Source organism: Spirosoma litoris (assembly GCF_054776755.1).
Genome location: NZ_BAAHBI010000014.1, coordinates 40,383 through 57,761, shown reverse-complemented (window position 1 = coordinate 57,761; position 17,379 = coordinate 40,383). Strand labels below are relative to the sequence as shown.

The 17,379-nt window shown below is 46.4% G+C and carries 16 protein-coding genes; 8 read left to right on the top strand and 8 right to left on the bottom strand.

Going from position 1 to position 17,379, the window contains the following annotated elements:
* Positions 1–238 precede the first annotated feature (238 nt).
* Positions 239–1,153, bottom strand: a complete 915-nt coding sequence (locus ACYVGR_RS11065) for a ClpXP adapter SpxH family protein (RefSeq protein WP_460956496.1) — start codon at positions 1,151–1,153, stop codon at positions 239–241.
* A gap of 89 nt (positions 1,154–1,242) precedes the next feature.
* Here ACYVGR_RS11065 and ACYVGR_RS11060 point away from each other — a divergent pair, with 89 nt between their 5' ends.
* Positions 1,243–1,536 (top strand): winged helix-turn-helix transcriptional regulator, encoded by a 294-nt coding sequence (locus ACYVGR_RS11060; protein WP_460956494.1) that lies wholly within the window; start codon positions 1,243–1,245, stop codon positions 1,534–1,536.
* 265 nt (positions 1,537–1,801) lie between these two features.
* On the opposite strand, the gene ACYVGR_RS11055 is transcribed toward ACYVGR_RS11060, so the two are convergent.
* The gene (locus ACYVGR_RS11055; RefSeq protein ID WP_460956492.1) at positions 1,802–2,254 is read right to left on the bottom strand and encodes a LytR/AlgR family response regulator transcription factor; all 453 of its coding nucleotides are present in this window, start codon (positions 2,252–2,254) and stop codon (positions 1,802–1,804) included.
* 274 nt (positions 2,255–2,528) lie between these two features.
* Between ACYVGR_RS11055 and cysM the strand changes: the two genes are divergently transcribed.
* From cysM to ACYVGR_RS11035, 4 genes are all read left to right on the top strand, one after another.
* Positions 2,529–3,401 carry a cysteine synthase CysM gene (gene cysM / locus ACYVGR_RS11050; RefSeq protein WP_460956490.1) on the top strand — a complete coding sequence of 291 codons (873 nt, stop codon included), beginning with the start codon at positions 2,529–2,531 and terminating at the stop codon, positions 3,399–3,401.
* Positions 3,402–3,452: 51 nt separating this feature from the next.
* Positions 3,453–4,496, top strand: a complete 1,044-nt coding sequence (locus tag ACYVGR_RS11045; protein WP_460956488.1) for a quinone-dependent dihydroorotate dehydrogenase — start codon at positions 3,453–3,455, stop codon at positions 4,494–4,496.
* Positions 4,497–4,667: 171 nt separating this feature from the next.
* Positions 4,668–7,241 carry an FtsK/SpoIIIE family DNA translocase gene (locus ACYVGR_RS11040; RefSeq protein WP_460956486.1) on the top strand — a complete coding sequence of 858 codons (2,574 nt, stop codon included), beginning with the start codon at positions 4,668–4,670 and terminating at the stop codon, positions 7,239–7,241.
* Positions 7,242–7,341: 100 nt separating this feature from the next.
* The gene (locus ACYVGR_RS11035) at positions 7,342–7,983 is read left to right on the top strand and encodes a LolA family protein (RefSeq protein ID WP_460956484.1); all 642 of its coding nucleotides are present in this window, start codon (positions 7,342–7,344) and stop codon (positions 7,981–7,983) included.
* A gap of 84 nt (positions 7,984–8,067) precedes the next feature.
* On the opposite strand, the gene upp is transcribed toward ACYVGR_RS11035, so the two are convergent.
* The gene (gene upp / locus ACYVGR_RS11030) at positions 8,068–8,715 is read right to left on the bottom strand and encodes a uracil phosphoribosyltransferase (RefSeq protein WP_460956482.1); all 648 of its coding nucleotides are present in this window, start codon (positions 8,713–8,715) and stop codon (positions 8,068–8,070) included.
* 134 nt (positions 8,716–8,849) lie between these two features.
* On the opposite strand from upp, the gene ACYVGR_RS11025 reads away from it, so the two are divergent.
* Together ACYVGR_RS11025 and lpcA are read left to right on the top strand one after the other, a co-directional pair.
* A complete protein-coding gene (locus ACYVGR_RS11025) occupies positions 8,850–10,643 on the top strand; it encodes a hypothetical protein (RefSeq protein WP_460956480.1) in 1,794 nt (597 codons plus the stop codon).
* Between the two features lie 84 nt (positions 10,644–10,727).
* Positions 10,728–11,300: a D-sedoheptulose 7-phosphate isomerase gene (gene lpcA, locus ACYVGR_RS11020; protein ID WP_460956478.1), complete on the top strand. Its 573-nt coding sequence runs from the start codon at positions 10,728–10,730 to the stop codon at positions 11,298–11,300.
* A 128-nt stretch (positions 11,301–11,428) separates the two neighbouring features.
* Here lpcA and ACYVGR_RS11015 read toward each other — a convergent pair whose 3' ends face one another.
* The 4 genes from ACYVGR_RS11015 to ACYVGR_RS11000 form a co-directional block, all read right to left on the bottom strand.
* Positions 11,429–13,783, bottom strand: a complete 2,355-nt coding sequence (locus tag ACYVGR_RS11015) for a carbohydrate binding family 9 domain-containing protein (RefSeq protein WP_460956476.1) — start codon at positions 13,781–13,783, stop codon at positions 11,429–11,431.
* Positions 13,784–13,902: 119 nt separating this feature from the next.
* Positions 13,903–14,754: a TPM domain-containing protein gene (locus tag ACYVGR_RS11010; RefSeq protein WP_460956474.1), complete on the bottom strand. Its 852-nt coding sequence runs from the start codon at positions 14,752–14,754 to the stop codon at positions 13,903–13,905.
* Positions 14,747–15,181: a TPM domain-containing protein gene (locus ACYVGR_RS11005; protein ID WP_460956472.1), complete on the bottom strand. Its 435-nt coding sequence runs from the start codon at positions 15,179–15,181 to the stop codon at positions 14,747–14,749. Before ACYVGR_RS11005 ends, ACYVGR_RS11010 begins: the two co-directional genes overlap by 8 nt.
* 69 nt (positions 15,182–15,250) lie before the next feature.
* Positions 15,251–15,832: a LemA family protein gene (locus ACYVGR_RS11000; RefSeq protein ID WP_460956470.1), complete on the bottom strand. Its 582-nt coding sequence runs from the start codon at positions 15,830–15,832 to the stop codon at positions 15,251–15,253.
* A gap of 177 nt (positions 15,833–16,009) precedes the next feature.
* Between ACYVGR_RS11000 and ACYVGR_RS10995 the strand changes: the two genes are divergently transcribed.
* The gene (locus tag ACYVGR_RS10995; protein WP_460956468.1) at positions 16,010–16,798 is read left to right on the top strand and encodes an SDR family oxidoreductase; all 789 of its coding nucleotides are present in this window, start codon (positions 16,010–16,012) and stop codon (positions 16,796–16,798) included.
* A gap of 93 nt (positions 16,799–16,891) precedes the next feature.
* Here the strand turns inward: ACYVGR_RS10995 and ACYVGR_RS10990 are convergent.
* Positions 16,892–17,379: response regulator transcription factor (locus ACYVGR_RS10990; RefSeq protein ID WP_460956466.1), on the bottom strand; the 488-nt coding region annotated here is incomplete at its 5' end.

Below are 17,379 nucleotides of genomic sequence, written 5' to 3'. Positions count from 1 at the left end.
AAATAGATTCTAGGGGATTCTATCGATTCTCGGGGCCGCCCGCGCGGTTGGTCCTATTGTGCTGATAGTCAAAGACGATAGAATCCAAAGAATCGATAGAAACTAAATTGGACGAGTACTAGCATACCTTCTGACTTATTTCTGTTTACTGTAACTGTTACGAAACAAGAATGGTATACCGTTCAAGGTCAATGATTTTCCTTAAACAAAGCTATGTATGGCTTACTCGTTCATAAAATCAGGGACAAATCCACAACACGTCATTCTTAGTGGCCACTTTGTTCAGTAAACTCTGATCAGCCAGGTTTTGCAAATACGTATCGACTTCCTGTCGATTCTGGCCCGACAGTTCCGCAAACTCTCGGGAGGTTAGCGTACGGAAATTAGAAAATAAATTCTCCCAGGCTGAATCGATGGCGGTTTTAGTAATGGATGGCAGTTGTTTCTTCAACGCGTTTTCATACTCAGCATAGGGTTTCAAACCGTATACTTTTTCCGACTGACCTTGACTATCGATAAAAAACATAGTGGGGAAACCGCGCACACCCAACTGTCTGCCCAGTGCTAAATCTTCCTGAAAAAGCAATTGCGCCTGACCGTTATAATCGGCTTTGAATCGACCTAAGTCCAGGCCTACCTTTTGCGCAGCAGTTTCCAGATGTTCCCATTTGGCAATATTCTTTTTATGAAGAAAGACCATTTCGCGGACTTCCCGCAGGAAAAGAAGGGCTTTGTAAGGCGCTTGTAATTGGGCTGCTTTGAAGGCTATGGAAGCTGGATAGGAGGAATCTAAAGGGTCTTCCAACCACACATCCCCATCAATAGGCATATCATAGCGGAGGCTTACTTCGTCCCAGTGATGGGCTACATCAGACGGTTTACTAATGCCGCCACTGTTGTAACTCCAGTCGGGCAGCAGGCCCCCCATCCGATAGTCGATCTCAATGGCGTGCCCGTACTCAAGTTTTAGCTTACGCAATTGGGGTTCAATCCCCCAACAGGTTGAACAGATCGGATCGGTAAAGTAAATGATTTTGACAGATTGGGTAGTTTGCGGAAAAGCCGCTTTGGGGGCTTCTGCGGCCAAAGTGGGTAGCTCACAGAGACCCGAATCGATATCGCACAGAAGTGGACTTGTTACTTGAGTTTCCATCTTATTGTGGTTTACTTGTATGTTCATACAAAGTTGCCACCTGATATAGGATAGGATCAATTAGTCAAAAAAAGTTGACTGGTATAAAAATGCAAAATTTAGAAAACAGGTGCCCGGCCGAAGAGCTACTCAAACGGCTTTCCGGAAAATGGAAACCCCAGATTTTTCGGAAGGCAATGGATGGCCCACTTCGATTAAATACACTGCTGCGCGAAATTGAAGGCACGAATAAGCAATCGCTCGCTAACTCGTTGAAAGAGTTGGTAGACGAGGGCTATCTTGACAAGATAACCATCAGGCAAAAACCTTTACATATCGAATATAGCCTATCCGCAAAGGGTAAACTGTTAATTCCTGTCTTGCTACAAATGGAGTCATTGTAGGAAAAATCCCTGCCTCAACACAACGCTATGTTTCAGCAGGGATTTTTGGCGAAAGCTTAAATGATGAAGCTGTTTAAACTTTCTTATTGCTATTGAATTTGAATCGTTTTTTGTCATCCCGACGCCAGGAGGGATCTTCGGTAAATAACCAGTTGCCGAAGATCCCTCCTGGCGTCGGGATGACAAAAACAGCCCAGATTCTTCTATAAAAGGAAAAGTTTAAACAGCTTCGATATTAAAACTTATTGGGCTGAACAACCTTTTATTAAGCAGCCAGCATAGAGGTTGTCGGTGTACTGTTGAGAACCAGTAGCTCTCGTTGAAAGCCTTTCACCTGTTTGATAAATCGGCTGGCTTTTCGGCGCGACACCTCAACCCGGTCGCCATTGACTAAGCTAACGATAAGCTGCTGATTGTCGGGATGTAGTGCTTCTAGATAAAGTAGATTGATAATGTTTTTTTTATGGGGCCGGGCAAATACTTTAGGCGATAGTCGGCTTTCCATTTTCTTGAGCGTTAGGGATACGATTAACTGACTACCATCGGCAAAATGAAATAAGGTGTAGTTGCCTTCGCCTTCTAAGCGCACAATCTGGTGCATGGGCATTTTCCTGCGACTTCCCCAAAAAGGAAGCGTCAAATCAGGCATGTCAAATTGATGGGCAATTTGTTCGACATGTACATTCGTGAGCGGTTTGGCCAATAGAGTTTTTTTCATTGACGAGTAAAGTATGGGGTGTGAATAAGGAAAACATAAACTATCTGGGTCAGTAAACTGAAGACGTTGAGCTTTCTAATTAGCAAGTTTACACAAAATTCATTATCAAGCAATTAGATGATTTAATTATTATTTTTACATAAAATATTACACTACGTTGGCTTCTGGAAGAGCAAATCGATGAGGGATATTGATGATATAAATAGACCTGCTGACGAACTTATTAAGCCGCTTTGGCCTTCACAACTGAAAAACCAGTCTCATACGAATTCGCATGGCAACCCTGCTTGATTTAGTCGGCAATACACCTTTAGTTGAGTTGAACCGGCTGAATCCTAATCCCAACGTTAAGTTATACGGCAAACTCGAAGGCAATAATCCGGGTGGTAGTGTAAAAGACCGCGCTGCGGTGAGCATGATTCAAGGGGCTCTGGCCAGGGGTGATTTGAAACCAGGTATGAAGCTGGTTGAAGCCACGAGCGGTAATACAGGCATTGCGTTAGCCATGATTGCACGGCTGTATAACATCGATATTGAGTTGGTCATGCCCGCCAGTTCAACCCGTGAGCGTGTCTTGACAATGGAAGCCTTTGGGGCAAAAGTTACGCTGACCGAAACGATGGAAAGCGCGCGCGACTATGCCGAAGAGCAGGTAACAAAAGGAGACTATCTGATGCTTAATCAGTTTAGTAATCCTGACAATTACTTAGCGCACTATCGCACCACAGGGCCTGAAATCTGGCGTGATACCGACGGGTATATTACCCACTTTGTATCGTCTATGGGCACTACGGGCACCATTATGGGCACGTCTCGTTATCTGAAAGAACAAAACCCTGACATACAGATTGTGGGCTGTCAACCGACCGACGGGTCTTCTATTCCGGGAATTCGTAAGTGGCCGGTGGAGTATTTGCCGAAAATTTTTGAGCCACAGCGGGTCGATCGGATTCTGGAAGTGTCGGCCGATGACGCCACGACCATGACCCGTAAACTAGCCAGCGTTGAGGGCGTTTTTGCAGGTATGAGTAGCGGGGGAGCCGTCTATGCCGCTATTCAACTGGCGCAGGAACTAGAGTCGGGTGTGATCGTCTGCATCATCTGCGATCGGGGAGATCGCTATTTATCGTCAGACTTATTTGGGTAAACCGATGAGGTTTTCAAAACCTTATAGGTTTCGCAGCGTATTTTTGCGTTTATGTACAAGCGCATTATTCTCCCGTTATTGTTTCGTATCGATGCCGAAACAATCCATCATACTGTTACAACCTTACTCAAATTTATCCTATCAATTCCGGGCGCATCGGCTATTTGCCGAAAAGTATACGTTCTGGAAGACAAGCGTTTAAACCGTACCGTTTTTGGCCTGACGTTCCCAAATCCAATTGGTATGGCGGCTGGTTTCGATAAAAACGCTGACCTGGTAAGCGAATTAAGCGATCTTGGATTTGGGTTTGTCGAGATCGGCACCGTAACTCCCCGGCCCCAGCCAGGTAATCCGCGCCCTCGTTTATTTCGTCTGAAAGCCGATGGTGGTCTGATCAACCGGATGGGATTTAATAACAAAGGCGTTGAACCAGCTGCTGAACGACTTCGGCATTTTGCCCGAAACAAGGGAAATCGGCAGGTGATTGTTGGGGGTAATATTGGAAAGAACAAGGACACCCCAAACGAAAGCGCCCTTACAGATTATCTGATTAGCTTCCGGGCGTTGTTCGATGCAGTCGATTATTTTGTGGTCAATGTTAGCTCGCCTAATACACCAGGCTTACGCGATTTGCAGGAGCGTGAACCCCTGACGAAGCTCCTGACGGCTCTGCAACAGGAAAATCACCAGCAGCCTACCCCAAAACCTATTTTACTGAAAATTGCCCCCGATTTGACTGATGGCCAGCTAGATGACATTATTGCCATTGTGGCCGAAACGGGCATTGCGGGTGTTATTGCAACAAATACAACCATTAGTCGGGCTGGGTTAAAAACCAGTTCAACCGATATTGAACAAATAGGCGCTGGCGGAGTAAGTGGCCGACCTCTACGCGACCGATCAACCGAAGTGATTCGCTATTTACACCAAAAATCGGGCGCTGCCTTTCCCATTATTGGTGTTGGGGGTATTTCGTCGCCTGAGGATGCGCAGGAGAAACTGAACGCCGGAGCTAGTTTGGTACAAGTGTACACCAGCTTTATTTATGAAGGACCGGCACTGGCCAAGCGTATCAATAAGGCCTTGCTCCGCTAACTTGTCTTTATGAGTTTGGATGGAGGTTCCAGGTGATTTCTATATAACTGATACCTATGGAGTCATCTAAATAGCCATTTGATAAGTAACCGCAATATTTTTCTATTGTACACGCTTTTTCGTTAAAAAGTAGGAAATTTACCCTGCTTCGACAGCTGCTAACCCAATATCATGGCACAACCAACTACGTCTCCCCGCCAGAATACAATCCGACGGCCTACTGATCGGAATGAACCTCGGCCGCGTATACCCAATGGTAAATCAGACAGTCGCCCTCAGCGGCCTTCTGTGAACTGGGGAGCTGCTCTTGATCGCTGGTTTACCGACCAACGTTCAACGCTTACGCTCGGTGTTTTGCTCATGGTTATGGCCCTGGGGTTGATGTTTGCGTTTATATCCTATTTACTCAATGGTTCAGCTGATCAAAGTGTAGTAGGTGCTGCTTTCTCGGAACCACTGGCCGAATCGGCTACCGAAACTCGTAACTGGGCCGGTTTAGTGGGTGCTTACATTGCCCACGCATTTGTGTTTCGTTGGTTTGGCGTAGGTGCCCTCACTATACCAGTCATTGTTTTCCTGGCGGGCTATAAGCTGACGTTCAAAATCGAGTTATTACCCTTGAGTCGCACGACTACGGCTCTACTGTTTGCTGCGGTTTGGTGTAGCCTGATGATTGGCTACATTGTACTGGTAACCGATTCGGCAGAGACTGCCAGTATTTGGTGCGGGGGGATCGGCTATGAGCTGAACGCTGCACTTTACGGTCTGTTCGGTTGGGGCAATCTGGCATTTATTGGCTTTCTGCTCTTCTTCTTTATTGTTTATTTCTTCGATGTAAAAGACATCAAGCTGCCCGATTTTTCGCGCCCGGTTCGTCCCCAGCCCCGGAAACGTTCTGATAACCCGTTGCAGACCTACGAGGAAAGCGAATTTGAACCGGAAGAAGAAAATGAGTTTGACGAGGACGAGCCGGCCGAAGAGTTTAACCGGAATCCAGAAGTGATGCCCGTTAATACCTTCATGACTCCGCCGGTTACCGATACGATTACGCCTACTGAACCATCAACACCCGAAGTTGTTGCGAAAACAACGGGGGTTACCCTGACAATCAAAAATCGGGAGGCTGTTTCAGAAGATCCGAGCGAAAGCCATGAGCTGGCTGCTACACCAGCACCTACCTTTGAACCCGATCCGTTCGAAGAAGATGATTTGGTGGCTGTTCATGGATTGTATGACTCTACACTCGACCTGCCGCAGTACCAATATCCAACGAATGATTTACTGACGGAATACCAGAACAGTCGCAAGGCGCAGGTTTCGGATGATGAATTGACGGCCAATAAAGAACGGATTGAAAACACACTCCGTAACTTCGGTATCGAGATCGACTCTATTCAGGCATCGATTGGGCCAACCGTCACGCTCTATGAAATTGTGCCCGCCAAAGGGGTCCGAATTTCCAAGATCAAGAGTCTGGAAGACGACATTGCCCTGAGTTTGTCGGCCCTGGGTATCCGGATCATTGCGCCAATGCCAGGGATGGGAACCATCGGGATTGAGGTACCGAATAAGAATCGCGAAATGGTCTCGATGCGATCGATGATCACCAGCGAAAGCTTTAATTCCACCAAGTTCGATTTACCAGTCGTGTTGGGTAAAACCATATCGAACGAAATTTATGTAGCCGATCTGGCCAAAATGCCTCACTTGCTGATGGCTGGGGCAACAGGACAGGGTAAATCGGTTGGTTTGAATGTGCTCCTGACATCGCTGATTTATAAGAAGCACCCGTCCCAATTAAAACTTGTACTGGTTGACCCTAAAAAGGTGGAACTGACGCTGTTTAATAAACTGGAACGTCATTTTCTGGCTAAACTTCCTGATTCGGATGAGCCGATCATCACCGATACTAAAAAGGTTGTCAATACGCTTAACTCGCTTTGTATCGAGATGGATAACCGTTACAACCTGCTCAAAGATGCGGGTTGCCGGAACCTGAAAGAATACAATGCCAAGTTTGTGAAACGCAAACTTAACCCCGAGAAAGGACACCGGTTCTTGCCATACATTGTCCTGATTGTGGATGAGTTAGCCGATTTAATGATGACCGCCGGTAAGGAAGTTGAACAGCCCATTGCCCGACTCGCTCAGTTAGCGCGGGCCATTGGTATTCACCTTGTGGTGGCCACACAACGACCTTCGGTAAACGTTATTACCGGCTTGATTAAGGCAAACTTCCCCGCTCGGTTATCGTTTAAAGTGACGTCCAAAATTGACTCACGAACGATTCTGGACACTGGTGGGGCAGAACAATTGGTCGGTATGGGCGACATGCTGCTCTCGTCGAATTCTGAGATTATCCGGCTACAGTGTCCGTTCGTTGATACAAATGAAATTGAAGAACTCTGCGAGTTTGTCGGTAATCAACGGGGGTATGACGATGCTTATGCCTTGCCAGAGTTCGTAGGTGATGAAGGCGGTCAGGGCGACGACAAAGATGTTGATCTCGATAATCGTGATCCTATGTTTGATGAAGCCGCTCGGCTCATCGTCATTCACCAGCAGGGCAGTACATCCTTGATTCAGCGTAAACTGAAACTGGGCTACAACCGCGCCGGACGTTTGATCGACCAGTTAGAAGCCGCTAAAATTGTTGGTGCGTTTGAAGGCAGTAAAGCTCGTGATGTACTGGTGCAGGACTTGCAGACATTGGAGGAAATTTTAAAGAGCCTTAAGGGTGAGTAGGGTGGGAGCAACCAGGAATGACGAGAAATATTAAACTTTTACCCCCGATTTCCCGTCTAAGAACCATACATAAACCTGGTTGAGAATACCATTCATAAAAATGAAAAAATTAGCATTAGCGCTGGGACTGGCTTTTGTACTAACCTGGCCAGCCTTAGCCCAGAAAGATAAACGGGCGCAGGAGATTTTAGACGCGATGAGTAAGAGCTATAAGGCACTGAAGTCGTATCAGGCATCATTTACATACACAAGCACAGGTGCTGGTGCCAAAGATGCTTATAAAGGCGATTTGGCCATAAAAAACGAGAAGTTTCGATTGCTACTGGGTGGGCAGGAAGTCTTTACAGATGGTAAAGTGATGTATACGTATGTCAAAGAAACCAACGAAGTAAACGTACAGGACTACGATGCCAGTGGCAATGGTGAATTAAATCCTACCCAGATTTATACGATTTACAAACGAGGCTTTGATTATAAATTCGTAAAAGAACAAAAGCAGGGTGGGCGAACGCTCGAGGTGATCGAGTTGACGTCTAATCGCCCGAAGAGTCCAGTGGCAACGGTTCAACTTTCTGTTGATAAAGCCGATAAGTCGATCCGTAACTGGTTGATTGTTAATAAAGATGGTAAGCGTGAGACATATACCATCACGAAATTTACGCCAAATGTAAATCTGCCGGATTCCTATTTCGTTTTCGACAAATCGAAATACCCTGGCGTTGAAGTTGTTGATTTACGGTAAGATTTGTGATATAGGATGTATGGTACATGATATACAGGTTTCGCGCCAGCTACATCCTACATCCTATATCACATATACATTTTCTCACACTTTCGCGCCAAAAGACAGATCGCCTGAGTCGCCCAGACCGGGAACAATGTAAAAATGCTCGTTAAGACAGTCGTCGATAGCACCCAGCCAAAGATGACATTGAGGAAGTTGCTGCTGTACATAACGAACTCCTTCTGGACTGGCAATAACAGCGGCAATATGGGTTTGCGCCGGAATCCCATAACGCAATAAAGCGTGATATACTTTTTCGAGCGAACGGCCCGTGGCCAGCATAGGGTCACAAAGAATGAGGGCTTTCCCGCTTAGATCAGGGCTGACAATATAGTCCATCGCGATCTCAAATTCGTCACTTCCCGATGGCGCACTACCTCGATAAGCGCCTGCAAAAGCGTTCTCTGCCTGGTCGAAGTAATTCGCAAAGCCCTGATGAAACGGTAGGCCCGCCCGCAGGATAGTTGCTAAAACGGGCTGATTTCGAAGTACTTGTGTATTCGAAATGCCAAGAGGTGTCTGCACATCAACATAGTGATAAGGCAGTTTCTTGGAAATTTCATAGGCCATTAATTCCCCGAGTCGTTCAAGGTTCCGGCGAAATCGAAGCCGATCTTGTTGAATAGAAACATCCCGAAGTTCGGCAATGAATTGATTGGCTAGTGAGGGCTGCTGAGCAAAAACAAACATGGTTTGTGGGCTTCTTCGCCGTAAATTAGCCCCAAGGTTGGCGTATATCCAAACCAATTGTCTAATTTAAGCGGCTCATTAGGTCTAATCGGTTATATAAAATAACCCAAATAAGCCAACAGCCAGTAAGTTACATGCGCAGCAACGTTTACGTTATCTGTTTTCTTTTCTTTTCGTTAAGTGTTCGGGCACAAAGCCCATTTGTGCCATTGAATGCCGATTATTATCATTTAATTGACCGACTTGAGATTCGGCAGAACCGTTGGGCGGAAGGATTTCATAGCTCCGTAAAACCGTATAATCGCCAGAGTATTATTCAGTTAACGGATAGCCTGATTGCTCATCCTACACGTAGTTTATCTAATACAGATTATTTTAATATTGACTATCTCCGTAACGATAGCTGGGAATGGGTAACGCCTTACGATACCATCCATAAAGACCCTTTTACCCGGAATCAGACTACGTCCATGTCAGTGGGCGATAGCCGTAAGCCTTTCTTAAACCATTTTTATCGGAAGAAGGCTGATTTCTATAGTTTACAAACCCCAGACCTTGATCTGCATGTCAATCCCGTTGTGTACGTTGGTTTGGGAGCTGATATTACATCCAGCTCAACGAACACATCGACGAATAATAATCAATCTTTATTTGTCAATACAAGGGGTTTAGAAGTCCGGGGAACGATTGGAAAAAAACTCGGCTTTTATACGTTCTTTTCTGATAATCAGGCTATTTACCCTGAGTATATACGGCAGTATGGCCAAACGTACGGCCAAACATACAGTGCGACAGGAGATCCTTCAACTACAGCACCAGGCGAAGGTTTTGTAAAGCCATTCCATACAAATGGCGCCGATTTCCTATCAGCACGTGGCTATTTCACACTCAATGCCCTTAAAATCATCAATATTCAGTTTGGCCACGACCGTAATTTCTTTGGTAATGGTTTCCGGTCACTATTCCTTTCGGATAATAGCCCGTCCTATTTGTTCCTGAAATTAACGACACGATTAGGCAGTAAGATTCAGTATACGAACCTGTTTACGAACCTCCAAAATACGCAGGCTCCCCGACCTCAGGACGATAAGCTAATTCCGCCAAAGTTTGCGGCTATGCACCATCTTAGCATTAACCTTAGCGATCATATCAATCTGGGCGTATTCGAAGCGGAAGTATTTAGCCGGGATCGGCTGGATTTGAGCTACCTGAATCCAATCATTCTCTACCGATATGTTGAATCGAGTTTGGGTAGTAGTGATAATGCGTTTATTGGTATCGACCTAAAAGCCAACTTCTTGTCTCATTTTCTGGTGTACACTCAGGTTATGTTAGATGAGTTTCGGCTTAAGCCTTTATTGGCGGGTAAAGGCGATTGGACAAACAAGTTCGCTATACAACTTGGTGGTAAGTACATCGATGCTTTCAACGTACCTAATCTGGATTTACAGGCCGAATTTAACCTGGCTCGTCCGTATACCTATTCGCACGAATCGTCGCCCACCGTTACCTCAGGGCAAACCAATTACGCGCACTACAGCCAGCCATTAGCCCATCCGCTAGGAGGTAATTTTATGGAAGGGCTGGGTATTGTTCGGTATCAGCAAAAGAAATTGTCGTTTAATGCTATTGCGGGCGTAATGATGTATGGAGCTGATCCTGCTGCTGATATTAATTATGGCGGAAATATCCTGAAAGACTACACATCCCGGATTCGGGATGAGGGTAATTTCATTGGTCAGGGGCGTAAAACCGTGATTACATATGCCGATTTGCGGGCATCCTACATGATTCGCCATAACGTATTTCTGGAAGGTCGTTTTCTGTACCGATTCCAGGATAGCCAGTACCGGCCTGATAGTTATTCCGAGCAGGTGGGTAGTTTTGCACTTCGTTGGAACTTGCCGTACCGAAACTGGGTGTTTTAAGAGCAGCTTGCAAACCATAGAGTTATAACGGCAATCTGCGGTAACTCCCTAACTTTACAGCTTTACAACTCTATAATTTTATCAATGCTTGACCTCATTCGTCAGGAACTGACAGAAGCTCAGTCGGTTCTGGATAAATTTCTTGGTAATCCGGATCATCTTTCTGCTATCGAACAGGCTGCTATTCTGATGGCCAATGCCCTTAAAAGTGGTCATAAAATTATCTCTTGCGGCAATGGTGGATCACACTGTGACGCCATGCATTTTGCCGAAGAACTTTCGGGCCGTTATCGCGATAATCGCCGTTCCTTAGCCGCTATAGCTATTTCAGATGTGAGCCACCTTTCCTGCGTAGGGAATGATTATGGCTACGAATTTGTGTTTTCGCGTTTTATCGAAGGCTTGGGCAATGAAGGCGATGTGTTGCTTGGCCTAAGTACAAGTGGTAATTCGGGTAACGTGGTTCGTGCTGTTGAGGCTGCCCGAGAAAAGGGGATGAAGGTTATTTTGTTAACCGGAAAAGACGGTGGCAAACTTGCCGGAAAAGCCGATGTCGAAATCAGAGTTCCCCACTTCGGTTATGCTGATCGAATTCAGGAGATACACATTAAAGTGATCCACCTGTTTATTTTGCTGATTGAAAAACAGGTTATTTGAACCGCGCGGGCGGCCCCGCCGGGATTTTTTTGATTTGACTGACTGACTTTGATTTTTTATGATTTAGCTTTCAAAGAAAGCCGAAGGCTAAAATCAAAGTCAGTCAGTCAAATCACATAAATCCGGGTTCAGAACTGCTTCAAATACGACAATTTACCGATAATGTGTTGCTCCTGCTGGCGATCGGTAGTTCGTAAAGAGCCCGCGTAAGTCCCGTTGTTGTAGACGATATACAGGAAGGATAGCGGTTGGAATTCCCACGATAATCGAATATTCCAGACGTTTTTATCGGTATAGGTGTTGCGCTGAAAGAAGCTGATTAGCTGTAAACGTGGGTTAACAGCCATCCGACTCTCAATGCTGTGTAAGCCAATCGTACCTGAATAGCCACCTACATTTTTAAAATTATTTAACTCACTACTCAGCGTAAAGGCCATGTGTGGAATGGGAGCCAGCACAAATGAACCCCGGCCATAATTTAGGTCTCCATCGTAATATCGGCCTGTCTCACCTGTTAACTGGAAGGATATCTTCTTGGATGGATCGGTACTGAATATAAGCTGGTAACGGGTGTAATGGTACTTGCCAGACGCGATCTTCAACGATAACGGGCGATAGTCCTCATCATCTAAGCGCTGAAAGGTAGGGTTAACAAACAGGCCAAGATTACCGCCGTTCTGAAAGGTTAACCAAACTGGGTTGAAATTATATTGGGCTTCCTGTAAGTAGCCTGTCGATGCCTTATGATATAACTCCATAAAGGCACCGGGTTCAAAATTACGTACCCATTTTGGGAGCCATTTCCCTCTGTTAACCAAATACATACCTGGAGTAGTGGCAATGACATCATTACGGGAGACAAATCCCATTTCTGGATTGAAACTCTTGGTCACTACCGACTGAGTCCACCAGGCTACTATCTGGTTCGTCCGGTAAAAAAGCTGGCTATAAGCCGACATTCCCTGATCGATGCTAGTCGATCCAAAGGTCCCCATGACCATAGCATTGTAAGCTAAGGTCTGGCTCAGCCGAAAGAAGCCGTCAAGTGCGATTGTGCCATTTTGGCGACCGTTTGAGCTATCGGTTGCATGTACGTTTTTAAGTGTTACTAGTCCGCCAATCCGATTCTGACGCCCCACATTTTCGCTGTAACGCCCCACAATAAAATCGGTGGTTGGGCTTCCGGGAATACCCCGTTGTCTGACGAACATACCACCGTAATTTCGGTTTAGCGAGCGATAAACAATGCGGGCTCCCGCATCAATCGGTACAGGGGCGCTGGTACCATCGGGGAGCGTGGCGAGGCCAATGGTTCGGCTGAAGAAAGGTTGAATAATCATGCTTCCTCCTTCGCCCGTGTCTTTATTGCCCGGTAAGCCTGCACCAAACAGGCTGGCATTTTCCAGGAAAAACGCTCGTCGTTCGGGAAAGAGCACCGAAAAGCGCGTTATGTTATTAACCTGACGATCGACATCGGCTTGTGCAAAATCAGTATTCAGGGTCAAGTCAAGAACAGTATTAGGATTGATCGCCCATTTTAAATCGCCCCCGAGTTTAATGCCTGCCTTTTGACTATACCCGACTTCAGTTCCATTAAAGCGATCGTCGCTGATTAGTAAATAAGGCTGGATACGGATATTGGGCGAGGGTGGAGGAGGTTTTAAACCGGTGATTAACCCGGCATAGGCTACCCGACTGGATGTAAACGCTCTTGGATAAGGAGACCAGGCCGATAACTCATTCGAATAGCGCCGTCGGCGAAAAAAATTTATGCCCCACGATTGGGTAGAATCGGCTGAACGAGCATACCGGAGCGTCTGCCAGGGAATCTGCATCTCTGCTACCCAACCCGAATCGGTACGACTGGTGCGCACTTTCCAGAAACCGTCCCAGTCGATATCGCTCAATAAATCATCGAATGAAAGCAAATCCCGCTGGGTGCCGTAGGGATTTGTGGAAAATGTCATGGCATTCCGCTTGTCGTTGAAGCCATCAATAACTACCCCGAACAGATCATGTGCCGTTGCCGAAAAATCGCGCTTGAAATTCGGTGCCCGAAGCCCTTTGCGGCCTAACGAATCATAATTAATAGCGGCAATGTAGAGAAAATGGCGATTGTAAAGAACTCGTATATCAGTATCGAAGTTGGCGCGCTTGCCCTGAGCAGGATCGACCTGTATAAAGCGATTTACGGGCTTTGCTCGTTGCCAATCTGCTTCATTCAGGTATCCGTCAATTCTGAGCTTATCGCTTATCTCAACGGCTTTAATGATCTTTCGTTTTGGAGAAGGAGCAAAAATAATGGCCTGCCCTGATGATGACTGCTGGTTCTGACCATCCTGTTCAGCTGTACTATTTCGAATGGTGTCTGGTACTGCAACGTCCGATTGTGCGGTCGTTGGAACAACTGGATTGGTTTGCGCGAAGGAGAGAACTGGAAGAAAGACTAGAAATAGACTCTGGCGGATAAAAATAGGCAACATAAAAAAGCATAGCTTACTCTACCAAAGTAAGCTATGCCGCATGAAAACAACAGTATTTTTTCGTTGAACGGCCTGTTAAGTCTGTTTACCGGCTATTAGTGAGGTACATACAGGCGAAGTTAATAGTCTCCACCAGCACCACCGCCCCCAAAACTACCGCCCCCAAATCCGCCAAATCCACCGCCACTATCGCCACCACCACTGCCCCAGCCACTACCGCCCGAGCTTCCCCAGCCTGGTGTTGGTAAGAAAATAGGGCCACCCCAGCCACCTCCACGATTGCGATTATTGCCACCGCCCCGGTTTCGACGTATGATGATGAAAATGATGATAAGAAAGATAATCAGGGCAACGAAAATGCCACTTCCCCCGTCGTCATCGCCAGTGTTAGCCGCAGGATCGCCTTTATATTCGCCTTTGGCTCGTTGAATGATCTCGGTTGTCGCATCATCCAGACCTCGGTAATACTGTTCCTGCTTGAAGGCCGGAACGATGACATTCGTGATAATTCGTTTGGCAATAGCGTCAGGAATGGCTCCTTCTAAACCATAACCGGGTGCAATAAAGATTTTGCGTGTTTGGGTAGCCCAGGCAAGCACTAACCCATTGTTTTTATCTTTTTGGCCAACTCCCCATTTTCGGCCCACCTGAAAGGCGAAATCGCCAATGGGATAGGGTTCCGTGGTTTTCACAATAACAATGGTAATCTGGGTAGATGTCGAGTCGTTGTAAGCCCGTAATTTCTGCTCTAATTGCGAACGCTCCGTACTGCTCAAAATGCCTACGAAGTCATTGACCAAACGAGGTGGATTGGGCTTATCGGGAATAGCCGTATTGGCACCATTATCGGTTGCCGTGTCTTGCGCCTGTAAATAGGCAGGCATACTCAATAAGGCAGCGAGTAGGCCAAACCGAACAAATCGTGTAATTGAATTAACAAAAGGGAGTACATTCACGGCAGTATCAGTCAAACGAAATATCGTCGGCGAGTTCGTTAGTATCGTCGCTGGCGTAAGGAAAATACTGTTTTAACTGTTGCCCGGCCCGTTCAATGCCACGGCTTAACCCTTCGGCATAGGCTCCAGCTGCAAAATGGGTACGGAGCAGGTTCTTCGTGCTTTCCCAGAAGTCGGAGGGCACTTTGGCATCGATTCCAGTATCGCCTACCACTGCAAATTTGCGGTCGGTATAGGCAAGATAAAAAAGTACGCCGTTCTGGTCCTTAGTCTGATGCATACCTAACTGAGCAAAAACCTCAATGGCTCGTTCTACAGGATCGGCTTTAGTACAGTGCGCTTCAACATGCACCCGAATTTCACCCGATGTCGCCTTTTCGGCCTGTCGGATGGATTCCACAATGCGCTGTTGCTCGTCGGAGGTGAAAGGGTTCTTTTGCATGGAGCAAGGTGCATGGAGCGAAGTGCAAAAAACAGAAAATCTCTGCTCCCTGCACCTTGCTCCGTGCCATTAAAACTGGACCGTTGGGGCGCTCTGTGCTGCCTGCGAAGCTTCGAAGAAACCTTTCACGGGGAAGCCAAAAATACCTGCGAAGATATTGTTTGGGAAGGAACGCACCGATTGGTTGTACTCTTTAACCGCTCCGTTGAAGTCATTCCGGGCTACAGAAATGCGGTTTTCAGTACCTTCCAATTGGGCTTGTAACTCCGAGAAGTTTTGCGTGGCTTTCAATTGGGGATAGCTTTCAGCTACGGCCAGCAATTTTGATAAGGAGCCACTTAGCTGATCCTGGGCTGCCTGGAATTTCTGAATATTTTCAGGCGTTAACTGATCGGCTTTCAGATTGATGCTTGTGGCATTGGCCCGCGCCTGAATAACAGCCGTTAACGTGCTTTTTTCAAAATTAGCTGCCCCCTGTACTGTCCGAACGAGGTTAGGAATCAGATCGGATCGACGTTGATACTGCGTCTGAACTTGCGCCCATTTTTCCTGTACGTTGGTATCATTCTGAACCAGGCCGTTGTAAGAGCTACAGCCATACATGCCCAAAATGAGGGCGATAACCACCACGATAATTAACGATTTTGACATGGTATGTTGAAATGCAAAGGTTATTATTGGATTCAAAGTTGGCCAAAACTACTAATTTGTTGATGTAAAACTACGTTAGCGGTGTTTTTACCTTCTTTACTCCCTGTTTGTATTGATGACTGGTAGTTTACTATGTTTGTTTCGGCCCAGCCGAAACAAATTAACCCTTTATTGCTCATGAATCTTGATTTGACTGGTAAAACGGCCTTAGTGGGCGGCAGTACGCAAGGAATTGGCCGTGCTACAGCCATAGAACTAGCGCTACTCGGAGCTAATGTTGTCCTGATGGCTCGGAACGAGCAAACCTTACAAAGTACCCTGACAGAGCTATCGACGGAAAAGGGTCAGATGCATCGTTACATTGTGGCTGATTTTAGTCTCCCAGGCGTAGTGGCACAAGCTATTGAACAACATCTGTCGGAATTTCCCGATCTACATATTCTGATTAATAATACGGGTGGTCCGGCCGGTGGCCCCTTGATTGAAGCCAAGGCCGATGAATTCGTACAAACCTTTCATAACCATCTGCTCAATAATCAGGTACTGGTGCAGGCGGTTGTACCAGCCATGAAGCGGGCGGGTTACGGCCGTATCGTCAATATTATTTCGACCTCAGTAAAGCAGCCTATTGTTGGGTTAGGTGTTTCGAACACCATTCGGGGCGCGGTGGCGCAATGGGCCAAAACGTTGTCGCTGGAAATTGCTCGCTTTGGTATTACGGTCAATAATGTACTACCAGGTTATACACAAACCGCACGCTTAGAGGCCGTATTGGCGATGCGCGCTAAAGCATCCGGTAAGCCTGAGGAGGAAATAGCGACGCAGATGGAAAGCGAAATTCCGACAGGACGTTTTGCCACTCCCGAGGAAGTTGCGGCAGCAGTAGCTTTTCTGTGTACACCCGCAGCCGCGTCAATTAATGGCATAAATGTTCCGGTAGACGGCGGAAAAACGGGAAGCCTTTAGAAAGGAGTTATATAGTTGGAAAGTTATAGGGTTATAGAGTTTTTGTGCACTAGCTTACAACTCTACAACCTTATAACTTTTCAACTGTATAACTCATACCAGATTATTCTTGAATGCGTAAGCGACCATTCCGGCGGTGTTTTTCGTGCCGGTTTTTTCGAGAATTCGTAGGCGGTGGCCCTCAACGGTACGGGGGCTAAGGAATATTTTTTCGCTTATTTCATTGGTTGAAAGGCCTTCGCAGATCAGGGTCAGTACTTCTTTTTCCCGCTCCGATAGTAAAATTTTGCTGTTGTAAAACGCATTGACGGGTTTGACAACATTTGGTTTGTTCGTCATCTTACGAAGCATGGCCTTCGAGACAAACTCATTCAGGTAAACGCCTTCATCAATTACTTTCCGAATGGCTTTCTCCACTTCGCCCGCTTCGGCATCTTTAAGTAGGTAGCCACTGACGCCTTTTTCCAGCAGATGAAGCACCATCCGATCTTCGTCGTGCATCGTCAGCACAACGATCTTAACGAGTGGATAATTATCGCGCAGATAGTCGGCGGTGGCAGTACCATCCATAACTGGCATTT

Bases quoted from the DNA above. Each gene is read 5' to 3' on its own strand.
- ACYVGR_RS11065 (WP_460956496.1), bottom strand. From the start codon at position 1,153: ATGGAAACTCAAGTAACAAGTCCACTTCTGTGCGATATCGATTCGGGT.
- ACYVGR_RS11060 (WP_460956494.1), top strand. From the start codon at position 1,243: ATGCAAAATTTAGAAAACAGGTGCCCGGCCGAAGAGCTACTCAAACGG.
- ACYVGR_RS11055 (WP_460956492.1), bottom strand. From the start codon at position 2,254: ATGAAAAAAACTCTATTGGCCAAACCGCTCACGAATGTACATGTCGAA.
- cysM (WP_460956490.1), top strand. From the start codon at position 2,529: ATGGCAACCCTGCTTGATTTAGTCGGCAATACACCTTTAGTTGAGTTG.
- ACYVGR_RS11045 (WP_460956488.1), top strand. From the start codon at position 3,453: ATGTACAAGCGCATTATTCTCCCGTTATTGTTTCGTATCGATGCCGAA.
- ACYVGR_RS11040 (WP_460956486.1), top strand. From the start codon at position 4,668: ATGGCACAACCAACTACGTCTCCCCGCCAGAATACAATCCGACGGCCT.
- ACYVGR_RS11035 (WP_460956484.1), top strand. From the start codon at position 7,342: ATGAAAAAATTAGCATTAGCGCTGGGACTGGCTTTTGTACTAACCTGG.
- upp (WP_460956482.1), bottom strand. From the start codon at position 8,715: ATGTTTGTTTTTGCTCAGCAGCCCTCACTAGCCAATCAATTCATTGCC.
- ACYVGR_RS11025 (WP_460956480.1), top strand. From the start codon at position 8,850: ATGCGCAGCAACGTTTACGTTATCTGTTTTCTTTTCTTTTCGTTAAGT.
- lpcA (WP_460956478.1), top strand. From the start codon at position 10,728: ATGCTTGACCTCATTCGTCAGGAACTGACAGAAGCTCAGTCGGTTCTG.
- ACYVGR_RS11015 (WP_460956476.1), bottom strand. From the start codon at position 13,783: ATGTTGCCTATTTTTATCCGCCAGAGTCTATTTCTAGTCTTTCTTCCA.
- ACYVGR_RS11005 (WP_460956472.1), bottom strand. From the start codon at position 15,181: ATGCAAAAGAACCCTTTCACCTCCGACGAGCAACAGCGCATTGTGGAA.
- ACYVGR_RS11000 (WP_460956470.1), bottom strand. From the start codon at position 15,832: ATGTCAAAATCGTTAATTATCGTGGTGGTTATCGCCCTCATTTTGGGC.
- ACYVGR_RS10995 (WP_460956468.1), top strand. From the start codon at position 16,010: ATGAATCTTGATTTGACTGGTAAAACGGCCTTAGTGGGCGGCAGTACG.